The sequence below is a fragment of the Streptomyces sp. NPDC046335 genome, from assembly GCF_055587985.1.
On record NZ_JBVJFF010000008.1, the window covers coordinates 132,404 to 152,663 of the forward strand.

Below are 20,260 nucleotides of genomic sequence, written 5' to 3' on the forward strand. Positions count from 1 at the left end.
AGCGTTCCGTCGCGCTATAACCCCTTCAGAGCCCGTTTTCGCTACGGAGAGTCAGGCTGCGGCCAGCTCCTCGCGGGCCTTGCGCCGCCGGGCCGCCGCATCGGGATCGAGCGCGGGCACGGCCGCGAGCAGCCGTTTCGTGTACGGGTCCTGGGGCGAGCCGTAGACCTCGTCCACGGTCCCCTGCTCGACGATCCGGCCGCCCCGCATCACCGCGACCCGGTCGCTGACCTGCCGTACGACGGCGAGGTCGTGCGCCACGAAGACCAGTGCGAGCCCCAGTTCGGCCTGGAGCTCGGCCAGGAGCGCGGTCACCTGCGCCTGTGTCGTCACGTCGAGCGCCGACACCGGCTCGTCGCACACGATGAGCCGCGGCTCGGCGGCCAGCGCCCGCGCGATGCCGACGCGCTGCCGCTGCCCGCCGCTGAACTCGTGCGGGTAGCGGCCGTAATACTCCGGTCGGAGCCCGACGCGCTCAAGTAGTTCACGCACTCTCCCCCGTACGAAGGAGTCGTCCTCGCCGCGCGCCCGCAGCGGGTCGGCGATGGACTCGCCGATGGAGCGCCGCGGGTTGAGCGAGGACACCGGGTCCTGGAACACCATCTGCGCATCGGGCCGCACCCGGCCGCCGGGCTCCCGCGCGCCCCCGTGGCGCAGCCGCCCGGCGCTCGGCTCCAGGAGCCCGACGAGCATGCGGCCCAGCGTGGTCTTGCCGCTGCCGCTCTCGCCGACGATGCCGAGGGTCTCCCCGCCGCGGACGGTGAGCGAGACCCCGTCGACCGCGGTGACCAGCCGCTTGCCGCGCCCGAACTCCCGGCGCAGACCCGTGGCTTCGAGCACCACGTCACCGGCCTCGCGCGTGGAGGCCGCGCGCGGCGCGTCCACCCGCGGCACGGCCCCGAGCAGCTCCTTGGTGTACGCCTCGCGGGGCCCGGCGAGGACGTCCCGTACCGTCCCGCGCTCCACCGCTCGCCCGTCCCGCATGACCAGGACCTCGTCGGCGCTCTCCGCCGCGACGCCCACGTCGTGCGTGACCAGGAGCAGCCCCATGCCGGTCTCCCGCCGCAGCGCGTGCAGCAGGTCGAGGATCTGGGCCTGCACGGTGACGTCGAGCGCCGTGGTCGGCTCGTCGGCGACAAGGAGGGCGGGTTCGCAGGCAAGGGCCATGGCGATCAGGGTGCGCTGGCGCATGCCGCCGCTGAACTCGTGCGGGCGCGAGCGCGAGCGGCGACCGGCGTCGGGGATGCCGACCCGGTCGAGCACCTCCACGGCACGCGCGCGTGCCGCACGCCGGGACGCCCCGGTGTGCACCCGGTACACCTCGGCGATCTGGTCGCCCACCGCGTAGTAAGGGTCGAGGGAGGAGAGCGGGTCCTGGAAGACCATCGCGGCCCGGCCGCCGCGCAGCCGCCGCAGCTCCGCCTCCGACGCCTCGTGCACATCGACGCCGTCGACGAGCACCGATCCGCCGACGCGCGCGCCGGTGCCCCGGTGGAGCCCGAGCAGCGCCGAGGCCACGGAGGACTTGCCGGACCCCGACTCGCCGACGAGGGCGAGCGCGGCGCCCGCCTCCAGGGAGAAGGAGAGGCCGTCGACGGCGCGTATCTCCGACCCGGCCCGCCCGAACCCCACGCTGAGGTCATCGACTTCGACGAGGCTCATGACAGGGCCACCCTTCGGTCGGCCACCGCGTACAGGACGTCCGCGACGGCATTGGCGAGCACCACGAAGAAGCCGGTGACCATGACCATCCCGACGACCACCGGCAGGTCGACGACCTTGACCGCGTGCACGAGTTCACGCCCGATGCCCGGCAGGCCGAACAGTGTCTCGCTCAGCACGGCGCCCCCGAACATCGATCCGAAGTCGTTGGCGGTCAGGGCGATGACGGGCGCGACCGCGCCGCGCAGCGCGTGCCTGCCGATGATGGAGCGCTCCCCGACGCCGTATGCGCGAAAGGTCCGCACATGGTCGTCGGCGAGGGTCTCCAGCATCGAGGAGCGGGTCAGCCGCGCGTACTTGGCGGCCTCGATCAGGGCGAGCGAGAGCCAGGGCAGGAGCAGGTTCCAGGCCCACTGCGTCGGGTCGTCGCCGAAGTCGACGTAACTCGGGAAGGGCAGCCACTGGAGCTGTCCGCAGACCACGATCATGAGCAGCAGTCCGATCACGAAGACGGGCGTGGCGGTGCCCGCAAGCGTGACGGCGGTGAGGACCCGCTCGCTGAGCCTGCCGCGCCGCCAGGCGGAGAGCACGCCGGTGCCCACGCCGAGGAGCAGCCACATCACCATGGCGCCGAGCGCGAGGGACGCGGTGACCGGCAGCTTCGCGATGATCAGCGCGGTGACCTGCTGGTCGCTCTGGTAGGAGACGCCGAGGCAGGGGGCGCCGCAGTGCTCCACGCCGGTGCCGGTGGAGTAGTCGTGGCCGACGAGGAGGCCCTTGAGGAACTCCAGGTAGCGCAGGTACAGCGGGTCGTTCAGCCGGAGCTGTTCGGCGACCTGCTGGACCTGGCCGGGAGAGCAGCGCGGGCCGCAGGTGATCTGGGCGACGTTGCCGGGGGCGGCGTAGAACACCACGTAGATGACGACGGATATGGCGAGCAGGGTGACGACGGCACCGATCAGGCGTCGCAGCACGAAGCCACCGAATCCGCCGAATCCGCCGAACCCGGAGAGGGAGCGTACGGCGAGTCTCCTCATGCCCGCGCCTCCCGCCTGCGGCCCGTCCCGATCCGCAGCCGGGACGCGGCCCGCGGGTCGAGCGCCGTGCGAATGCCGTCCCCGAGGACGGTGAGGGCCAGCACGGTCACGAACAGCGCGCCTGCCGGGTACAGCAGGTACTGCGGCGCCGCCTGGTACCAGACGTCGGCGGCCGTGAGCATCTGTCCCCACGAGGCGGTCGGCGGCTTCACGCCGACACCCAGGAACGACAGCGCGGCCTCGACCGTTATGTTCACGGGGATGAGCAGCGCGGCGTAGGTGATGACGGGCGCGGCGAGGGCGGGCAGCAGCTCGCGCCGGGCGATCTGTGCGGAGCTCCAGCCGCTGAGCCGCGCCGCGGCCACATGGTCGAGCTCCTTGAGCGTCACCGTCCGGGCGCGCACGATCCTGGCCACGTTGCCCCAGGCGACGAGGCCGATGACGAGGGCGACGAGCACGGGCCGCGGGAAGCCGCTCGGCACGATGGCGAGCAGCGCGAGCGCGAGGACCATCAGCGGCAGGGCCACGATGACGTCGGTGGCCCGGCTGAGCACCTGGTCGAGCCGGCGGCCGCCGAACCCGGCGGCGATGCCGACCGCGACGCCGATGAACACCTGCACGACGGTCGCGGCGAGCGCGACGCCGAGCGAGACGCGCGCCCCGTGGACCAGGCGCGCGAAGAGGTCACGCCCGGTCTGCGGCTCCACGCCGAGCCAGTGCTCGCCGCTCATCCCGCCGAGCGGCCCGACCGGCACACCGCCCCGCGCCGAGTCGATGAGGTCCGGGTGGTACGTGGTCGGGTCCTGCCCCTCCAGGGCCGTGAGCAGCGGCGCGGCGAGCGCCACGAGGACGAGCAGCGCGACGACGGCCGCCGCGCCGAGGGCGGCGCGCTGCCCGCGCAGTCGCCGCCAGAAGCCGGTGCCGGGCCCGGTCGTCACTTGCTCTCCACTGCGACCTGGGAGACGTCGAGGACGCCGGTCCAGTCGCTGATCACGATGTTCTTGACGTCCTTGCCGTACAGACGCTTGTAGACCGGGTGGAAGAGCGGCACGGTCAGGGCGCGTTCGCCGATCTTCTTGTCCAGGGCGCCCCAGCGCTCGGCGGCCGCGTCCAGGTCGGTCAGCTCGTTGATCGCGTCGATCTCCTTGTTGACCGCCTTGTCGTCGAGGAAGCCGGTGTTGAAGTTGGCGCCGTCCCGCACGATCTGCCGGCCGTCGAAGATCGGGGCGAGGAAGGGGCCGCCGGAGGGCCAGTCGGCGCCCCAGTGGGCGAGGAAGAGGCCGGGCTCGTCCTCGGCGCTGTGGATCTTGTCGCTGTAGTCGTTCTCCTCCAGGCCCCGCAGCTCGACGGTGATGCCCGCCTTCTTGAGCGCGTCCTGGATCGCGGTCGCGATCTCGGGGCTGGTCTCGAAGTCCTTGGCGTTGGAGTGGGTGAGCGTGATCGTCAGGCCGTCCTTGTGACCGGCCTTCCTCAGCAGTTCCCTGGCCTTCTTCGGGTTGCCCGAGGCGCCCGCCGGGAAGTGGTCGTACTTCGTGTATCCGAAGGACTTCTGGTTCGGCAGGTAGGTGGTCGCGGGCTCGGCGAGCGAGGAGCCGCCCGCGGCGTTGACCACCGAGGAGCGGTCGACCGCGTACGCGATGGCCTGGCGCACCCTGGGGTCGTCGAAGGGCTTCACCTTCGGGTTGAAGGCGAGGTAGTTCGTGTAGCCGAAGTGTCCGGTGCCGACGTGCGAGGCCAGCTCCTTGTCGCCGGTGACCTTGGCGAGTTCGGCGGGGCCGAGGTTGGTGTCGGTGGTGACGGCGGCGGCGTCCGCGCCCCGGCCCGCGGAGAGCCGCTGGTTGATGACGGACGAGTCGAGCCCGGAGCGCACGTCGATCCGGTCCGGGTAGGCCTTGCGCTCGGCATCGGTCCCGGCCGACCAGTGCGGATTGCGCTCCAGGCGGAGCCGCTCCCCGTCGTTCTGGTTCTCGACGACCTTGTAGGGCCCGGAGGAGAGCGGGTGCTCCTCGTACTTGGTGCCCTTGTCCTTGGCCTTCGGGACGGGCGTGAACTGCGTCTGGGTCGCCAGGTAGGGGAACTCGCCCTCGGGCTTGTTCAGATGGAAGACGATGGTCCGCTCGTCCGGCGTCTCGATCGAGGCGAGCCCCTTACCGCTCTTGTCCTCGTACGGGCCCTCGTACCGGTCGCCGCCGATGAGCCAGTCCCTCAAGTAGGGCGCGCCGCCGCTGAGTTCGGCCGCGAAGGACCGCTCGATGCCGTACTTGACGTCCGCGGAGGTGATCGGCGTCCCGTCCTCGTATTTGAGGCCCTTCTTCAGGGTGTACGTCCACACGGTGGCGTTCTTGCTCGGCCTGCCCAGGTCGGTGGCGAGGTCCGGCACGACCTCCGCGCCCTTCGCGCCGTCCTCGCGGTTACGGGTGGTCAGCGTGCGGAAGACGAGGCTCGGCACGTTGCCGCCGCCGGAGGTGTACAGCCGCGCCGGGTCGAAGTCGGTCTGCGGGTCCCTGTTGAGGACGGTGAGCGTGCCGCCCTCGGCGGGCTTGCCGTCGCCGCCGCTCCCGGTGTCGTTGCCCTGCGGGCCCGCGCAGGCCGCGGCGCCCGCGGCCAGGACCAGGCTGACGGATGCCGCTGCCACGCGGCGGGCTGTGACGGACGATCGACGCATCGGAAAAAGGCCTCTCGGAAAAGGAACGCCGCGCTAAGGCGGCGTGAAAAAGGGGAAATGAGCGGAGCTCACCCCGGGAGAGGCGGAAAGAGGCAGCGTTGAACGCGGCCACACGACCTGGGTCGGGCCTGGTTCCAGAAAGGACTTGGTACTGGAAAGAGCGACGCACTCGCCGGGGCGGGCGTCAGCAACAGTGAATGTCGGCCACGCAGAGCGCGGTCACGCCGAGCAGCGCCAGCTCGATGGCGGCGCTCGCAGGGGCGTGACGGTTCGACATGCGGGAAAATATGAACGACTTCGCGGCGGTTGTCAAAGCGGACGCCGGAGCGGCCGCCCCGGCGGGGCTCAACTGTTGGGAAAAGCCCAGGGGTTGGCCTTGCACTTGATGCCGTCGTGGTCGAGGAACTTGGTCTGCTGCTGCATGACGGGCGCGAGATCGCCGCTCTTGGTGCAGTCCGTGTGATTGAAACCCAGCCGGTGGCCGACCTCGTGATTGATCAGCATCTGGCGGTACGGAAAGATGTCGTCGCCATACGTCTTCGCGCCCCGCGCCCAGCGATAGGCGTTGATCATCACGCGTTCCGTCGCCGCGGAATCGCAGGAGACATTGTCCTGAGTGGTGTCGAGTCCCGATTTCGCGCACCAGGTCGCGGTCGTTCCCGGGCTCGCCAGGGTGATGACGAAATCGGGTTTCCCCGACGAGATCCGCTCGAAGGTACGGGCGCCCCCGTGGGCCCAGCTCCGCTCGTCGTTCAGGGTTTTCTGCACGGCGTCGGCGAAGAGCGAACCGTCGAGGCCGAGCCCCTTCTCCACGTCGACGCGGTACCGGTACCGCTGCCCCTTTCCGGGGGCCTTCTGGAATCCGGGCGCGACCTCGAAGTCGCCGGACGCCTTCAGCTTCGCTTCCAGCGGGTACTTCTCGTCCATTTTCTGCTTGTACGTGACCGGGGGCGCGTCCGGCGCCTTGGCCGGCTTCTTCCGCTCGTCCGAACGGGACGCGGGGTCCTCGGTGTCACGGTCACCGCCGCCCTTGGCGGCCCGGGGCCGGCTGTCGGCCCTGTCGCCGCCGCCGACGACCTGGCCGGCCACGACGACCGCGATCACGGCGGTCACCGCGGCGGCCGCGAAGCCCGCGTAGGCGCGGCGGCTCCGCCTGCCCTTCCCGCCCTTCCCGCCGTTCTCGTCGCTGCCGTCACCGAGATCGCCGTCACCGGCGAAGAGCGCGTCGGGCTCATCCCGCGGCTCGACGTCGTCCCACGCCGTGACGGAGGCGTACGGGTCGCGGGGCGGCGGCGGCCCGAGCGGCCCCCGCGTCCCCGTGTCTCCCTCGGGGAAGGCGGCCACGTAGTCCTGGCGGGGGCCCTGGCCGCGGCGCCCCGGCCCTGCGGGCGGCGGCGCCTGAGCGGGCCCCCCGCGCGGCTGGGCCCCGATACCGCCGACCTCGCCCCAGCCGCCACCGGTCTCCCGCTGCTCCGGGTGCCCGCCGCGGGCCTGCGGCACGCCGTGCGGAGGGGTGCCGTACGAAGAGGCGGGGGTGCCGTGCGCGGGCGTCTCCTCTGCCGCCTGCGCGCGCCTGCGGCGGCCCGGGCCGGGGCCCGCCTGCGGGCCCACGCGCTGCGGCGGGGGCGCACCAGAGGTGCTCGTGTTGTCAGTCGTGTCTGCCGGACCCCGGCGGCTGTGCCGTCCCACGTGCCGCCTCAGCTCCTTGATTCCGTGCGCGAGGTTGATTCCGTGCGCGAGCCGCTCGGCCCGGCGGTGTCGTCGGTGTCCTTGGTGTCGCTGGTGTCGTCGGTGTCGCTGGTGTAGCTGGTGCCGTTGGTGTCGGCCAGCAGTTCGCGGAAGGCCGTGGCCACCGTCTGCGGGTCCTCCATCATCGCCACGTGGCCCGCGTCCGGCAGCGTGAGCAGCCGCGAGTCGCGGAATGCGGCCGCCGCCCTGCGTGCCATGCGGTACGAGACAAGCAGGTCGCGCCCTCCGTAGACGAGCAGGGTCGGTGCGAGCACCCGCTCGGCCTGCCGCCACAGTCCGTGCTGGCCGCCCAGCGTGTACGCGTTGACGATGCCGCGCGCCGAGCGGGTCATCGCGTCCCAAAAATAGGGGAGCTGAAGCCTGCGCTCCATCTCCCGCACCGCCGCGTCGAAACCTTCCTGCGTCACCTTGCCCGGATCGCCGTAACAGAGCCCCATCACGCCGCGCACCCGCTGCTCGGCCGTCCACTCCCGGGTGAGCCGCGTGAAGAGCGCCGCGACGCCCGGCAGCGCGAGCAGCCCGGTGGGCACCGCCGCGCGCTGCACGCGCAGCTCCGGAAGCGCGGGCGAGACGAGCGTCAGCGTACGGACGAGGTCGGGGCGGACCGCGGCGACGCGGGTGGTGATGGAGCCGCCCAGGGAGTTCCCGACGAGGTGGACGGGACCGCGCGAGCGGGCGTCGAGATAGCGGATGACCGCGCGCGCGTGCCCGGTGACGGAGTAGTCGCCGTCGTCCGGTGGCGGCGAGTCCCCGAATCCCGGCAGGTCGATCGCCTCGCAGTCGACCACGTCCTCGAGGAGCGGCATCAGGGCCGACCAGTTCTGCGAGGAGCCGCCGAGTCCGTGCACGTACAGCGCGGGTTCGAGACCGGGACGGACCGAGGGCCGGGAACGCACCGTCAGCGAGAGCCCGGGAAGACCGACGGAGTCGAGCCGCTCACCGTCCGCGACCGCCACGGTGCCCGGCTTGGGCGACGCCGTGGTGGCCAGCAGATTCGGCAGATCGGTCGAAGACATGCGGCAATGTTACGAGACGATCACGCGGTAGTTCACGTGTTCGCCGTCACAGATTGCGCATGGACCGCGTAGCGCCCCGCTTGCGCATGGACCGCGTAGCGCCCCACCCGGGTTGCTCCTACGCTCAGAGAAAGCGGGCGAAAGGCTCATGCGAAGCGGGCGAGGAGGGCACTCGCACCACGAAAGGGCCAGCGAGCACCGCAAGGGAAGAGAGCCACTGATGAGTGTCGACCCGACCGATCCCGAGACCTCCGAGACGGAAGAGAGCACCCCCGCCGAGGCCGCCGTGGAGGCGCCCGAGGCGGACACCGCCGAACAGCACACCGACCTGGCGCCGACCTCGGACGACTCCCTGACGGACGTGGACCCGAGCGCGGCCAACGAGGCCGATATCGCCGAACAGGCCCGCGTCGTCACCATCGACGAGGACGACTACCGCTGAGGCAGACCTGACCGCATTTGCCCCGCTGTATATGGATTCAGCGGCCATCCGGTCCGTGAAATTCTGCGCCCGCACCGCACACATCACAGTTACCGAAAAGTACGATGGCGACGCGGCGCTCACCGCAACATGGACGATTTGGGAGGCGGCGTGACAGCCATCGAGCAGACAGAGGCGGCCCGTCCACGGGGCACCCGCCTGCCGCGACGGGCCCGGCGCAACCAGCTTCTCGGGGCGGCGCAGGAAGTTTTCGTCGCACAGGGTTACCACGCGGCCGCTATGGACGACATCGCCGAGCGTGCCGGAGTCAGCAAGCCGGTGCTCTACCAGCACTTCCCGGGCAAGCTCGACCTCTACCTCGCCCTGCTCGACCAGCACTGCGAGTCACTTCTCCAGTCGGTGCGCACGGCCCTGGCGTCCACCACGGACAACAAGCTGCGCGTCGCCGCCACCATGGACGCCTACTTCGCGTACGTGGAGGACGAGGGCGGCGCCTTCCGTCTGGTCTTCGAGTCGGACCTGACGAACGAGGCCGCGGTGCGCCAGCGCGTCGACCGCGTGACCCTCCAGTGCGCCGAGGCGATCTGCGAGGTCATCGCCGAGGACACCGGCCTGCCCCGGGACGAGGCGATGCTCCTCGCCGTGGGCCTCGGCGGTTACTCCCAGGTGGTCGCGCGGTACTGGCTGGCAAGCCGCAGCACGGTCCCCCGCGGCAAGGCGGTGGAACTGCTCACCTCGCTCGCCTGGCGCGGCATCGCGGGCTTCCCGCTGCACGGCACCGAGGGCCACTGACCTCTCGCCGTTTTGTTCCCGTTCCGTGTTCGCTACCGGCGTTCACGACCGCGTCCGTACCCGTCCCCGCACCGGGCTAATGTGTGCTGGGTACGGCGCGGACGGCCGCGCACAGTTTGACCGTCGGAGGGACAAAGCCGTGGAGGTCAAGATCGGCGTGCAGTACGCGCCCCGCGAGATCGTGCTGGAGAGCGGCCAGAGCGCCGAGGAAATCGAGCACGCGGTGTCCGAGGCGCTGACCGGCAAGTCGCCGCTGCTGAGCCTCGTGGACGACCACGGCCGCAAGGTCCTGGTTCCGGCCGACCGCCTCGCGTACGTCGAGCTCGGCGAGCCGACCGCACGCAAGGTGGGCTTCAGCGCCCTGTAGTACCGCGCCCTCAAGGACGCAACGCACAAGTACGGCCCGGTGGCGACAACCACCGGGCCGTACTTGTGCGTTGCGGTACGAGATGACGGCCGTACGTGATGACGGCCTTACGAGGCGACAGCCCGTACGAGATGACAGCCCTACGACGTGACAGCCCTACGAGGTGACAGGCGTACGGGATGAAGTGGTGGACGCCCGATCATGGAGGGTTGCTTTCCGGCCGCCCGGGGTAGACCGGCTAGGACCGATTTGCACCTGGCCGCGAGGGAGGGCACCTCCGTGATCCTGGAAGCACTTGGCTCCACCTTGCTGGGCCTCGCCCTGGCTCTGGCCACGGCACACCGACTGGGCCACCGGCTGCCCGCGCGCAGCCTCGTCCTGTCGACGGGCCCGGCGGGCGCTCTCGTCGGCGCCTTCATCACGCACATGGCACTCGGCCCCGGCCACGCCGTCGCGACGCTCCTGGGAGCGGTCGCCGTATCGGTGGCCCTGCTGTCGCTGCTGCTCCGCCCCACCCACGGCAGACTGCGCCGCTCGGCGACGGCCTGACCGCCGCCAGACCGGGCGGTGCGCCGCCGCACGTCCGCGGCGGCGCGTCCGGCTTCGGTTAGGCCGCCAGGCCCAGCGCCGCCATTCGCTTCGTGTGCGCCTCGGTGATGCGCGAGAACATGCGGCCGACCTCGGCGAGGTCGAAGCCGTCGGCCACGCCGCCGACCAGCATCGTCGAGAGGGCGTCCCGGTCGGCGACGACCCGCTGCGACTGCGAGAGCGCCTCGCCCATCAGACGGCGCGCCCAGAGCGCCAGCCGTCCGCCGAGGCGCGGGTCCGCCTCGATCGCGGCCCGCACCTTCTCCACGGCGAAGCTCGCGTGACCGGTGTCGTCGAGGACGGCGAGGACGAGCTCGCGCGTATCGGCGTCGAGCCGGGCCGCCACCTCGCGGTAGAAGTCACTGGCGATCGAGTCGCCCACGTACGCCTTGACCAGGCCCTCCAGCCAGTCCGAAGGCGCCGTCTGGCGGTGGAAGCCGTCGAGCGCGGCGACGAAGGGCTCCATGGCCTCCGTCGGCTCCGCGCCGATCTCCGAGAGCCGGTTCCGCAACTGCTCGAAGTGGTGGAACTCCGCCGACGCCATCTTCGCCAGCTCCGCCTTGTCGCCGAGCGTCGGCGCGAGCTTCGCGTCCTCGGCGAGCCGCTCGAACGCCGCGAGCTCTCCGTAGGCGAGCGCGCCGAGCAGGTCCACGACCGCGGCGCGGTAGTGCGGCTCGGCGGAGGCTTTCGTCCAGTCCTGGGCGGCGACCCCGGTGGGTTCGGCGGCGGATTCAGCGGCAGTGTCAGGCGTCTCCATGATGCGCACAATAGCCCGCTTGCGGTACCTCGTAAGGACCTGGCCAGCGACTGCGACCGCGCGACCATGCGCCGACCGGGACCGCGACCACGCGTCGACGGCGACCGCGACCACGCGTCCAGTGTGACCGTGACCATGTGACGAATTCGCCGGACACGCATGCGAGATTCCGGGGTACAGTGGTAATGCGCCCGCTGGAGACTCGGCGGGCCTACGAATGAGGATGCCCGGTCGGTGGCCCGATCGGCTCCGACCCGACAGCCCTCCGGGCGGTCCGCGCAGATGTGGACGGCACGAGGAGGGAACCTCAGCGGTAAGAGCGCTCGAGCGCCGGCAGTGGTCCCGCGCCCCCGGCCCGCCCGACAAGCGGCCCCGGCGGTAGTGGCACGGTCACGACCCCCTGCGTTCGCCTCACGCCGCGTCTCACAGAAGAGGCATAGCCCTGACTACGACTTTCCGAGAGCTCGGGATTCTTCCCGAGACGGCCGAGGCGCTAGAAGCCGTCGGCATCATCAGTCCCTTTCCCATCCAGGAGATGACGCTCCCCGTCGCCCTCTCCGGCTCTGACGTCATCGGCCAGGCCAAGACCGGCACCGGCAAGACGCTGGGCTTCGGGCTCCCGCTCCTGGAGCGCGTGATCGTCCCCGCCGACGTCGAGGCCGGCCGCGCCACTCCCGAGCAGCTCACCGAGGCGCCGCAGGCCCTCATCGTCGTCCCCACCCGCGAGCTCTGCCAGCAGGTGACGAACGACCTGCTGACCGCGGGCAAGGCGCGCAACGTCCGCGTCCTCGCCATATACGGCGGCCGTGCGTACGAGCCGCAGGTCGAGGCCCTCAAGAAGGGCATCGACATCGTCGTCGGCACGCCGGGTCGTCTCCTCGACCTCGCCGGCCAGCGCAAGCTCGACCTCAAGCAGATCAAGTGCCTGGTCCTCGACGAGGCCGACGAGATGCTCGACCTGGGCTTCCTGCCCGACGTCGAGAAGATCATCAACATGCTTCCGGCGAAGCGCCAGACGATGCTGTTCTCGGCGACCATGCCGGGCGCCGTCATCGGCCTCGCCCGTCGCTACATGTCGCAGCCCACGCACATCCGCGCCACCGCGCCGGACGACGAGGGCCAGACCGTCGCGAACACGAAGCAGCACGTGTACCGCGCGCACAACATGGACAAGCCCGAGATGGTCTCGCGCATCCTCCAGGCCGACGGCCGCGGACTCGCGATGATCTTCTGCCGTACGAAGCGGACCGCCGCGGACATCGCGGAGCAGCTCGAGAAGCGTGGCTTCGCGTCGGGCGCCGTCCACGGCGACCTCGGCCAGGGCGCGCGTGAGCAGGCGCTGCGGGCGTTCCGCAACGGCAAGGTGGACGTGCTGGTCTGCACGGACGTCGCCGCGCGCGGCATCGACGTCGGTGGCGTCACGCACGTCATCAACTACCAGTCCCCCGAGGACGAGAAGACCTATCTGCACCGCATCGGCCGCACCGGCCGCGCGGGCGCCAAGGGCATCGCGATCACGCTGGTCGACTGGGACGACATCCCGCGCTGGCAGCTGATCAACAAGGCGCTCGACCTGGGCCTCGGCGACCCGGTCGAGACCTACTCCAGCTCCCCTCACCTCTACGAGGAGCTGAACATCCCGGCGGGCACCAAGGGTGTCCTGCCGCGCGTCGAGCGGACCCGCGCGGGTCTGCGTGCCGAGGAGATCGAAGACCTCGGCGAGACGGGTGGACGTGGCCGGAGCAGCGGCCGGAGCAAGGACCGCGGCCGTCCGGCCGCGGCAGCCGCCCCGGCCCCGGAGCAGGAGCGTCCCGCGCGTACGCCGCGGCGCCGCCGCCGCACCCGGGCCGGCAGCCCGCTGGACACCCCGGCGGTGCCGGTGACCACGGAGGCCCCCGAAGCGGCGGCACCCGCGGCACCCACCGCCACGGAGCCGTCGGAGCCGCGTACCCCGCGCCGACGTCGCCGGACGCGTGGGGTCGCCGGCGCGGAGGCGGTAGCCACCGAGGCGGTCGTCGAAACGGCGGCGGCCACGGCGGTGGCCGAGGCCCCGGTCGAGACTCCGGCCGAAGCCCCGGTCGAGGAGAAGCCGAAGCGGAGGACCCGCAAGGCTGCGGAGCCCGTCGCGGAGGTCGAAGCTCCCGCCGAGGAGAAGCCCAAGCGGCGCACCCGCAAGGCTGCGGAGCCCGTCGCCGAGGTCGAAGCTCCCGCCGAGGACAAGCCCAAGCGACGCACCCGCAAGGCTGCCGAGCCGGTGACCGAAGCTCCGGTCGAGGACAAGCCCAAGCGGCGCACGCGTAAGGCTGCCGAGCCCGTCGCGGAGGTTGAGGCTCCCGCCGAGGAGAAGCCGAAGCGGAGGACCCGCAAGGCTGCCGAGCCGGTGACCGAAGCCCCGGTCGAGGAGAAGCCCAAGCGACGCACCCGCAAGGCTGCCGAGCCCGTCGCCGAGGCGGAGATTCCGGCGCAGTCGTCGGAGGAGCCGAAGCCGCGTCGCCGTACGCGGAAGGCGGCTGCCGCTCCGGAGTCGACGACCGAGGCCGAGGCTACTGTCGCGGCGCCGCGTCGCCGTACGCGCAAGAAGGCAGAGCCCGTGGAGACCCCGGAGAGCTGATCTCCCCCCTCCGCACCGTGAAGGCCCGCATCCACCTGGATGCGGGCCTTCCGCGTGCCCGGCGGCTGCCGCCCAAGCCCGCCGCTTCGCACCGGATCCTCTCCACGACCACGTCATCACCCCGGAGTGCCGGACGGGTGGGTGGGAGACCCGCCGCGAAGCGGCGAACCACGGCAAGCCCACCCCCGGGCACCGCCGGAGAAGCAGAGCCCCGTCCGCCCAAGGCCCAGGGGCCAGCATTAGCCTCGGTGCCATGAGCCGTCCCCCCACCTTCACCCCGCCGCCCTGCGCAGCAGCCCGCACGCTCCACACCGCCCGCGGCGCCTTCGCCACGCTGGACGCCGTGCCCGCGGACGGCTCCGAGGTGCGCGGGACCGTTCTGCTGCTCCCCGGCTTCACCGGCAGCAAGGAGGACTTCATCGCCCTCCTGGAGCCCCTGACCGCCGCGGGCTACCGCGCCGTCACCGTGGACGGCCGCGGCCAGTACGAGACCGCGGGCCCCGCCGACGAAGCGGCGTACGCGCAGCAGGAGCTGGCCCGCGACGTCCTCGCCCAGGCGGCGGCCCTGGACGCCCCCGCCCCGCTGCACCTCCTTGGCCACTCCCTCGGCGGTCAGATCGCCCGCGCGGCCGTGCTCCTGGCCCCGGAGACCTTCGCCTCGCTCACGCTGATGTCCTCGGGCCCCGCGGCAGTCGTACCGGCCCAGCAGGCCCGCGCCAAGATGCTGGCGGACGCCCTCGCCGTGCTGTCGATGGAGGAGGTCTGGCAGGCGATGCGGGCCATGGAACCGCCGCCCCCGCAGGACGCCGACACCGGCGGCACCACCGCCGAGGGCACGGACGACAGCGAGGCCCTGCGCGCACGGTGGCTGCGGCACAACCCTGCCCAGCTCATCGCCACCGGCGGGCAGCTCACCAGGGAGCCGGACCGCGTGGCGGAACTCGCCGCCGCGCCGCTGCCCAAGCACGTGGTCTCGGGCGAACGCGACGACACCTGGCCCGTACCGCTCCTGGACGACATGGCGACCCGCCTGAGCGCCCACCGCACGGTGATCAGGGGCGCCGAGCACTCCCCCAACACGGACCGCCCGCAGGAAACGGCCGCTGCACTGACAGCCTTCTGGAACGGCTTGCCGTAGAGGGCCAGGGAAGCCACGGGTGCCACGGGTGCCACGGGAGCCTCAGTACAGCGTCTGCAAGTGCTCCCAGAACCCGTCCCGCAACGCCCTGCGCAGATCGGACTGCCCCCGCAGCGAGTACTGGAGCAGCCGCTCCGCCTCCACGAGCAGCTCCTGGTCCACGGAGCCGGGCAGGTACGGGTGGCCCGGCAGCAGCCCGACCAGCGCGTCGCGCCCCCGCGCGGCAAGCCACTTCGCGGCGATCTGCGCGCCGACGAAACGGACGTCCTCGCGGGAGGGCCGCTGCGCGGTGGGCCCGGTCTCGTACGACGTGACGACGCGCCGGCTCACGTACGGCTTGAAGAAGTCGAGGTCGAACGTCCGCTGGCTGTCGACCTCCCACAGCAGCGGCTCGGCCTGGTTGCGCCCCTCGGGGGCCTCGATGCCCCAGAGGTGGACGCGCGCGCCGTACCCCTGCGCGGCCTCGACCGCCGAGACCAGGTCCTCGTCGCCGCCGATGAGCGCGGCGTCACTGATGGCACGGTGCCTGGCCAGTGACTCCAGGTCACTGCGGATGAGGGAGTCGACGCCCTTCTGCTGGTTGTTGGCGTTGAGGTTGCCCAGCCTGACCTTGACGTCGGGAAGCTCCGCGATCGACTGCTGTTCGGTGGTGTGGATGCGGCGCCTGGCCCCGTCGTACCAGTAGACCCGCAGCAGCCTGCTGTCGGCGAAGATCGTGCGGGCCTTGTCGATGAGTGCCTCGATGAGCCCCTCGGCGTCGAGGTCGAAGGCGCGCCGGTCCTCGGTGCCGGTGGCGAGCCGGCCCGCGGCCGCGTACAGATACCCGGCGTCGACGAAGATCGCGTGCGTGGACGGGGTCTTCGCCACCTCGGCGAGCATGCGCTCGAGCAGCCCGTTGGTGCGCTCCAGCTGAGCGCTGATGTCAGCGGCGCTGTGGCGGTAGTCGGCTGCGTTGTGGTCGGCGTCGTTCATAGAAGGCCCAGTCTCCCGCTGGTCACACAGCGAACACAACCGGTGCCGCTACTCGTAGGTAATTAGGTATTCGAAAAATTTCCTTAGCGTAGGGAATGTTTGCAGGGGACAACTCGTTTTACCCATCAGGAACGCGGGGCACAGTAGCTCCGCAACCCACACTTAACGGACAGGCAATGGCCTGGCCATCTCTAGTAGTTCTCCTTCAGGAGGATGACCAGACGAAGGGAGAAGCCCTTGCGCTTCGAAATCATGCGACTCGACGACGTCGACGGTAACGCCGTGGACAGCACCGTCGTAGACGCCGCCTCCGTCAACCGGATCGTGCAGCAGGCCGCAGCAGTGGGCCAGCGCATATACATCCGCCCGGCCGAATCCTCGGCCTCGTAACGCAGACGACGCAGCAGACGACGAAGGGCCCCGTACGGTTCCGTACGGGGCCCCTCGTGCGTCTACGGCGTCCGCACCCAGGCACCGCCTCAGGTCAGGCAGTCGCCTCAGCCGGGCAGCCGTCTCAGTCGGGCAGCCGCCTCAGCCGCCGTTGATCACCTGCGTGATCCCGTTGATGATCTGCTGCACCGCGATGGCGGAGAGCATCATGCCCGCGAGCCGCGTCACGAGGACGACGCCGCCGTCCTTGATGACCCTGATGATCAGCAGCGAGTACCGCATCACCAGCCAGAGCACCACGTGCATGGCCACGATCGCCGACCAGACGGAGACCTGCGTACCGATGCTGTCGGCGTCCTGGACGGCCAGGATGACCGACACGATGGCGCCGGGACCGGCGAGCAGCGGCATGCCGAGCGGGACGAGGGCGACGTTGACGTCCTTGGTCTGCTTCGGCTCGTCCGTCTTGCCGGTGAGCAGGTCGAGCGCGATGAGCAGCAGCAGCAGACCGCCCGCGATCATCAGCGCGGGTACGGAGACGTGCAGGTAGTCGAGGATCTGGTGGCCCACGAGGCCGAACACCGAGATCACGCCGAAGGCGACGCAGACGGCCTGGAAGGCCATCCGCTGCTGCACCTTGGCGGGCCGTCCCGCGGTGAGGCCGAGGAAGATCGGGGTGATTCCCGGCGGGTCCATGATCACGAACAGGGTGAGGAAGAGGGAGCCGAATACGGCGACGTCGAACACAGTGATGCCTTGCAGAGAGTCGTAGCAGGTCGTACGGAGGGGCCGCGCCGACCGGCGCCGGGCGCGGGGCACGGTGGCCGCCGCCGCGGGAACGGTGGGACGCGAAGAAGGAGAGAAGGTCTTACGGGCCTTACGGGCCTTGCGGGTTTACGCGGTCGGGCTTCCGCCCGCGCCCGGGACGGGGAAGGCGCCAGTGGCCCGGCGGGTGATCTCGCCGTAGACCTCGGGGTCGGTGGTGAACTCCCCGAGCACGCACGTCTTGCGGCTGCCGTGGTAGTCGCTGGAGCCGGTGGCCAGCAGGCCGAGGTCCGCCGCGAGGCCGCGCAGGCCCGCGCGGATCTCGGGGGCGTGGTCCATGTGGTCGGTCTCGATGCCGTCGAGGCCCGCCGCCGCGAGCTCGGCGATGGCGGCCTCGGGCACGACCTGGCCGCGCTTGGCGGCGGCGGGGTGCGCGAAGACGGTGACGCCGCCGGCCGCCTTGACCAGGCGGATGGCGTCGAAGGGGTCGAGCTCGTGCTTCTCGGCGTAGGCGCGGCCGCCGTCGGCGAGCCACTGCGGGGTGAAGGCGTCCGAGACGGTCGGCACGACGCCCAGTTCGACGAGGGCCTCGGCTATGTGCGGGCGGCCGACCGAGCCGTCCCCCGCGATGCGCGCCACCTGCTCCCAGGTCACGTCCACGCCCAGCTCGCGGAGCTTGCCGATCATCGTCTTGGCGCGCGGCACACGGTCGTCGCGGACCAGCTCGCGCTCGCGGGCGAGCTCCGGCTCCTCGGGATCGAAGAGGTACGCCAGCATGTGCAGGCCCACGCCGTCGAGGCGGCAGGAGAGTTCCGCGCCGGTGACGAGGCTCAGCCCCGCAGGACCCGGCAGCTCGCGCACGGCGGCGATGGCCTCCGCGTAGCCCCGCGTGGTGTCGTGGTCGGTCAGCGCGACGACGTCGAGACCCGCGGCGGCGGCGTTGCGCACCAGCTCGGCGGGGGTGTCCGTGCCGTCCGACGCGGTGGAGTGAGTGTGCAGATCGATGCGCACGATGCTGACTCCAGGCTCTGACGGGGGCGGACGGCGGGGACGCTCAAGGATAACGGGACACGACCACTCCCCCGGCCGCCCCCGGAGAGGCGTCCCTCACGCCGACCCCTATTCCGTCCGTCACGACGGCCCGCCGGGCGCGGATCTGCACCGCAGCCACGGCAGGCGCCAGAGCCACCGCGAGCACCCCGCCCACCGCGCCCCCCCAAACCGTCAAGGCATAAGCAGACGCGGCGACAGTGCCCCGCAAGGCAGGAGGTCCACCTCGGCTCCGGCGTCCCGGAGGTCCGTGAGGACCAGCTCGTCGTACATCAGGAGTCCCGACTGCTCGGGCCAGGCGATGGCCCACAGCCACAGGCCGCGCGCCTCGCCCGCGAAGACGGCGCGGTCGTCCGGTGTCCCCGACACATGCCACAGCGCCGTGGGGCGCCCGGCGGCGAGCACCTTGGTCTGCGGCGGTTTGTCGACGTTCATATAGGGCCCCGGGTCGGGTCCCTCGACGCCCGCGTACCGCGCGCCGAGGCCGACGCCCAGCTCCTCGGCGACAAGCACCAGCTCGCCGACGCCGCCGAGCGGGGCGGGTCCCGAGCAGGCCACCGCGGTCGCCCGGCCGCCGCTCCTGTCGTCTCCCGCGCAGGCCACGCCCGTGAACAGCCAGCCGACCGGCAACGGCCACGGCATCCACACCGGGACCTGGGTCCGGTGCACCACGACCTGGACCGCCTCCACGCTGGGTGGGATCACGGGCTGGACCGGATGCACGGTGCCGTGCGCGTCGCACTGCCAGGAGTCGGCAAAGAGACCGGGAGCCCTGACCCGGCCACCACACTTCGGGCAACTGGGTTCGCCCCTCATGTTGCTCAACGGTCCTCCCCGGTCGTCGCCCCGTCAAGGACGATCACCCGTCCGGTGGCCCTGTCACCAGGGAAAACTAGGTGTAGCTTGCACTCATTAGCCTTGCTAACTTAATATGTGTATACGTCAACGACCTTTATCGACCGCTGTGGAAGCAGCGAAGGAGCGGCTGTATGAACAGCAGCACAGGGGGCCCCGCGGAAGGGGACCCGTTCGACGCCGGGGCGGGCAGCATCCTGCGCCAGCCGAAGGCCGTGTGGGCCACGGCCGGCGCGTCCGTCGTCGCCTTCATGGGCATCGGGCTCGTCGACCCGATCCTGCCCTCCATCGCCAAGGGCCTGGACGCGAGCGCGAGCCAGGTCTCCCTCCTGTTCACCTCGTACTTCCTGATCACCGCCATCGCCATGCTGGTGACCGGCTTCGTCTCCAGCCGCATCGGCGGCAAGAAGACCCTGCTCCTCGGCCTCGCCCTCGTCGTGGTCTTCGCCGCCCTCTCCGGAACCTCCGGCTCGGTGGGTGAACTCGTCGGGTTCCGGGCCGGCTGGGGGCTCGGCAACGCGCTCTTCGTGTCGACCGCCCTCGCCGTCATCGTCGGCGCCGCGGCGGGCGGCAGCGCCGCCGCGATCCTGCTGTACGAATCCGCGCTCGGGCTCGGCATGGCCTGCGGGCCGCTGGTCGGCGCGCTGCTCGGCGACGCGAGCTGGCGCTATCCGTTCTTCGGCACCGCCGCGCTGATGGCGATCGGCTTCCTCTGCATCACGGCGTTCCTCAAGGAACAGCCGCGGCCCGCGAAGAAGACCTCGCTGCTCGACCCGATCAAGGCGCTCGGCCACGGCGGACTGGCCTCCGCGGCGGCCTCGGCGTTCTTCTACAACTACACGTTCTTCACCGTGCTGGCCTTCACGCCGTTCGTGCTGAACATGACCCCGTACAAGTCAGGCGCGGTCTTCTTCGCCTGGGGCCTGCTGCTCGCGGTCTTCTCCGTGCTGGTCGCGCCGCGCCTCCAGAAGCGGTTCGGGTCACTGAAGGTGCTCGGCGGTTCGCTGGTGCTGCTCGCCGTGGACGTCCTCGTGCTCGGCTACGGCAACCACACCACGGCCATCGTCTGCACGATCCTGTCCGGCGCGTTCATCGGCGTGAACAACACCGTCTACACCGAGCTCGCCCTCGGCGTCTCCGACGCGCCCCGTCCGGTGGCCAGCGCCGGCTACAACTTCGTGCGCTGGTTCGCGGCGGCCGCCGCTCCGTTCTTCGCGCCGAAGATCGAGGAGTGGAGCAACATCCACATCCCGTTCGTGGTCGCGGCCGTCACAGCGGTGCTCGGCGCGGGCGTGGTCTGGGTGCGCCGCACCTCGCTCGCACACGACGCCGAGGAGCTGGAACCCAAGCACGCCACCGAGGACGGTGTCGGCGTCTTCGCCAACTGATCAGTCCCGTAGGAGA

The 20,260-nt window shown here is 71.2% G+C and carries 20 protein-coding genes; 8 read left to right on the forward strand and 12 right to left on the reverse strand.

Annotated features, from left to right (window positions below; genetic code table 11):
• Nucleotides 1-51: 51 nt before the first annotated feature.
• The 7 genes from ACZ6JY_RS20760 to ACZ6JY_RS20790 form a co-directional block, all read right to left on the reverse strand.
• Nucleotides 52-1,662 carry a dipeptide ABC transporter ATP-binding protein gene (locus ACZ6JY_RS20760; RefSeq protein ID WP_469197456.1) on the reverse strand — a complete coding sequence of 537 codons (1,611 nt, stop codon included), beginning with the start codon at nt 1,660-1,662 and terminating at the stop codon, nt 52-54.
• Complete coding sequence (locus tag ACZ6JY_RS20765) at nt 1,659-2,699, reverse strand: ABC transporter permease (protein ID WP_469197457.1); 1,041 nt, start codon at nt 2,697-2,699, stop codon at nt 1,659-1,661. The genes ACZ6JY_RS20760 and ACZ6JY_RS20765 overlap by 4 nt, the downstream gene beginning before the upstream one ends.
• Nucleotides 2,696-3,637, reverse strand: a complete 942-nt coding sequence (locus ACZ6JY_RS20770) for an ABC transporter permease (protein ID WP_469197458.1) — start codon at nt 3,635-3,637, stop codon at nt 2,696-2,698. The genes ACZ6JY_RS20765 and ACZ6JY_RS20770 overlap by 4 nt, the downstream gene beginning before the upstream one ends.
• Entirely contained in the window at nt 3,634-5,364 is a 1,731-nt protein-coding gene (locus tag ACZ6JY_RS20775) for an ABC transporter substrate-binding protein (RefSeq protein ID WP_469197459.1), read from the reverse strand. Before ACZ6JY_RS20775 ends, ACZ6JY_RS20770 begins: the two co-directional genes overlap by 4 nt.
• A 184-nt stretch (nt 5,365-5,548) precedes the next feature.
• A complete protein-coding gene (locus ACZ6JY_RS20780; RefSeq protein ID WP_469197460.1) occupies nt 5,549-5,641 on the reverse strand; it encodes an Ms4533A family Cys-rich leader peptide in 93 nt (30 codons plus the stop codon).
• A 68-nt stretch (nt 5,642-5,709) separates the two neighbouring features.
• Entirely contained in the window at nt 5,710-7,053 is a 1,344-nt protein-coding gene (locus ACZ6JY_RS20785; RefSeq protein ID WP_469197461.1) for a DUF3152 domain-containing protein, read from the reverse strand.
• A gap of 8 nt (nt 7,054-7,061) precedes the next feature.
• Nucleotides 7,062-8,129 carry an alpha/beta fold hydrolase gene (locus tag ACZ6JY_RS20790; protein WP_469197462.1) on the reverse strand — a complete coding sequence of 356 codons (1,068 nt, stop codon included), beginning with the start codon at nt 8,127-8,129 and terminating at the stop codon, nt 7,062-7,064.
• 220 nt (nt 8,130-8,349) lie between these two features.
• Between ACZ6JY_RS20790 and ACZ6JY_RS20795 the strand changes: the two genes are divergently transcribed.
• From ACZ6JY_RS20795 to ACZ6JY_RS20810, 4 genes are all read left to right on the forward strand, one after another.
• Nucleotides 8,350-8,571 carry a hypothetical protein gene (locus ACZ6JY_RS20795; protein ID WP_469197463.1) on the forward strand — a complete coding sequence of 74 codons (222 nt, stop codon included), beginning with the start codon at nt 8,350-8,352 and terminating at the stop codon, nt 8,569-8,571.
• A gap of 150 nt (nt 8,572-8,721) precedes the next feature.
• Nucleotides 8,722-9,363, forward strand: a complete 642-nt coding sequence (locus ACZ6JY_RS20800; protein ID WP_469197464.1) for a TetR/AcrR family transcriptional regulator — start codon at nt 8,722-8,724, stop codon at nt 9,361-9,363.
• A 139-nt stretch (nt 9,364-9,502) separates the two neighbouring features.
• The gene (locus ACZ6JY_RS20805; protein WP_194138286.1) at nt 9,503-9,730 is read left to right on the forward strand and encodes a DUF3107 domain-containing protein; all 228 of its coding nucleotides are present in this window, start codon (nt 9,503-9,505) and stop codon (nt 9,728-9,730) included.
• Nucleotides 9,731-10,009: 279 nt separating this feature from the next.
• The gene (locus tag ACZ6JY_RS20810) at nt 10,010-10,279 is read left to right on the forward strand and encodes a hypothetical protein (RefSeq protein ID WP_469197465.1); all 270 of its coding nucleotides are present in this window, start codon (nt 10,010-10,012) and stop codon (nt 10,277-10,279) included.
• A gap of 58 nt (nt 10,280-10,337) precedes the next feature.
• Here ACZ6JY_RS20810 and ACZ6JY_RS20815 read toward each other — a convergent pair whose 3' ends face one another.
• Nucleotides 10,338-11,075 carry a ferritin-like fold-containing protein gene (locus ACZ6JY_RS20815; RefSeq protein WP_469197466.1) on the reverse strand — a complete coding sequence of 246 codons (738 nt, stop codon included), beginning with the start codon at nt 11,073-11,075 and terminating at the stop codon, nt 10,338-10,340.
• A 535-nt stretch (nt 11,076-11,610) separates the two neighbouring features.
• Here ACZ6JY_RS20815 and ACZ6JY_RS20820 point away from each other — a divergent pair.
• Together ACZ6JY_RS20820 and ACZ6JY_RS20825 are read left to right on the forward strand one after the other, a co-directional pair.
• Nucleotides 11,611-13,686 carry a DEAD/DEAH box helicase gene (locus ACZ6JY_RS20820; RefSeq protein ID WP_469197467.1) on the forward strand — a complete coding sequence of 692 codons (2,076 nt, stop codon included), beginning with the start codon at nt 11,611-11,613 and terminating at the stop codon, nt 13,684-13,686.
• Between the two features lie 253 nt (nt 13,687-13,939).
• Entirely contained in the window at nt 13,940-14,824 is an 885-nt protein-coding gene (locus ACZ6JY_RS20825) for an alpha/beta fold hydrolase (protein WP_469197468.1), read from the forward strand.
• A 42-nt stretch (nt 14,825-14,866) separates the two neighbouring features.
• On the opposite strand, the gene ACZ6JY_RS20830 is transcribed toward ACZ6JY_RS20825, so the two are convergent.
• Nucleotides 14,867-15,796 carry an NYN domain-containing protein gene (locus ACZ6JY_RS20830; RefSeq protein ID WP_469197469.1) on the reverse strand — a complete coding sequence of 310 codons (930 nt, stop codon included), beginning with the start codon at nt 15,794-15,796 and terminating at the stop codon, nt 14,867-14,869.
• A gap of 237 nt (nt 15,797-16,033) precedes the next feature.
• On the opposite strand from ACZ6JY_RS20830, the gene ACZ6JY_RS20835 reads away from it, so the two are divergent.
• On the forward strand, nt 16,034-16,186 hold the full coding sequence (locus tag ACZ6JY_RS20835) for a hypothetical protein (RefSeq protein WP_447039807.1): 153 nt from the start codon (nt 16,034-16,036) through the stop codon (nt 16,184-16,186).
• Nucleotides 16,187-16,327: 141 nt separating this feature from the next.
• On the opposite strand, the gene ACZ6JY_RS20840 is transcribed toward ACZ6JY_RS20835, so the two are convergent.
• The 3 genes from ACZ6JY_RS20840 to ACZ6JY_RS20850 all read right to left on the reverse strand — a co-directional run bounded on the left by ACZ6JY_RS20840 (nt 16,328) and on the right by ACZ6JY_RS20850 (nt 18,817).
• Nucleotides 16,328-16,933, reverse strand: coding sequence for a MarC family protein (locus ACZ6JY_RS20840; RefSeq protein ID WP_469197470.1), 606 nt, complete (start codon nt 16,931-16,933; stop codon nt 16,328-16,330).
• A gap of 147 nt (nt 16,934-17,080) precedes the next feature.
• On the reverse strand, nt 17,081-17,962 hold the full coding sequence (locus ACZ6JY_RS20845) for a PHP domain-containing protein (protein ID WP_469197471.1): 882 nt from the start codon (nt 17,960-17,962) through the stop codon (nt 17,081-17,083).
• A gap of 213 nt (nt 17,963-18,175) precedes the next feature.
• Nucleotides 18,176-18,817: a DUF6758 family protein gene (locus ACZ6JY_RS20850; RefSeq protein WP_469198013.1), complete on the reverse strand. Its 642-nt coding sequence runs from the start codon at nt 18,815-18,817 to the stop codon at nt 18,176-18,178.
• A 173-nt stretch (nt 18,818-18,990) separates the two neighbouring features.
• On the opposite strand from ACZ6JY_RS20850, the gene ACZ6JY_RS20855 reads away from it, so the two are divergent.
• Nucleotides 18,991-20,244, forward strand: a complete 1,254-nt coding sequence (locus tag ACZ6JY_RS20855; protein WP_469197472.1) for an MFS transporter — start codon at nt 18,991-18,993, stop codon at nt 20,242-20,244.
• The last annotated feature ends 16 nt before the right edge of the window (nt 20,245-20,260 follow it).

What these genes read in the sequence shown, in the direction of transcription:
- ACZ6JY_RS20760 (WP_469197456.1), bottom strand. Translation starts at nt 1,662, where the DNA reads ATGAGCCTCGTCGAAGTCGATGACCTCAGCGTGGGGTTCGGGCGGGCC.
- ACZ6JY_RS20765 (WP_469197457.1), bottom strand. Translation starts at nt 2,699, where the DNA reads ATGAGGAGACTCGCCGTACGCTCCCTCTCCGGGTTCGGCGGATTCGGC.
- ACZ6JY_RS20775 (WP_469197459.1), bottom strand. Translation starts at nt 5,364, where the DNA reads ATGCGTCGATCGTCCGTCACAGCCCGCCGCGTGGCAGCGGCATCCGTC.
- ACZ6JY_RS20780 (WP_469197460.1), bottom strand. Translation starts at nt 5,641, where the DNA reads ATGTCGAACCGTCACGCCCCTGCGAGCGCCGCCATCGAGCTGGCGCTG.
- ACZ6JY_RS20790 (WP_469197462.1), bottom strand. Translation starts at nt 8,129, where the DNA reads ATGTCTTCGACCGATCTGCCGAATCTGCTGGCCACCACGGCGTCGCCC.
- ACZ6JY_RS20795 (WP_469197463.1), top strand. Translation starts at nt 8,350, where the DNA reads ATGAGTGTCGACCCGACCGATCCCGAGACCTCCGAGACGGAAGAGAGC.
- ACZ6JY_RS20815 (WP_469197466.1), bottom strand. Translation starts at nt 11,075, where the DNA reads ATGGAGACGCCTGACACTGCCGCTGAATCCGCCGCCGAACCCACCGGG.
- ACZ6JY_RS20820 (WP_469197467.1), top strand. Translation starts at nt 11,611, where the DNA reads ATGACGCTCCCCGTCGCCCTCTCCGGCTCTGACGTCATCGGCCAGGCC.
- ACZ6JY_RS20825 (WP_469197468.1), top strand. Translation starts at nt 13,940, where the DNA reads ATGAGCCGTCCCCCCACCTTCACCCCGCCGCCCTGCGCAGCAGCCCGC.
- ACZ6JY_RS20830 (WP_469197469.1), bottom strand. Translation starts at nt 15,796, where the DNA reads ATGAACGACGCCGACCACAACGCAGCCGACTACCGCCACAGCGCCGCT.
- ACZ6JY_RS20850 (WP_469198013.1), bottom strand. Translation starts at nt 18,817, where the DNA reads ATGAGGGGCGAACCCAGTTGCCCGAAGTGTGGTGGCCGGGTCAGGGCT.
- ACZ6JY_RS20855 (WP_469197472.1), top strand. Translation starts at nt 18,991, where the DNA reads ATGAACAGCAGCACAGGGGGCCCCGCGGAAGGGGACCCGTTCGACGCC.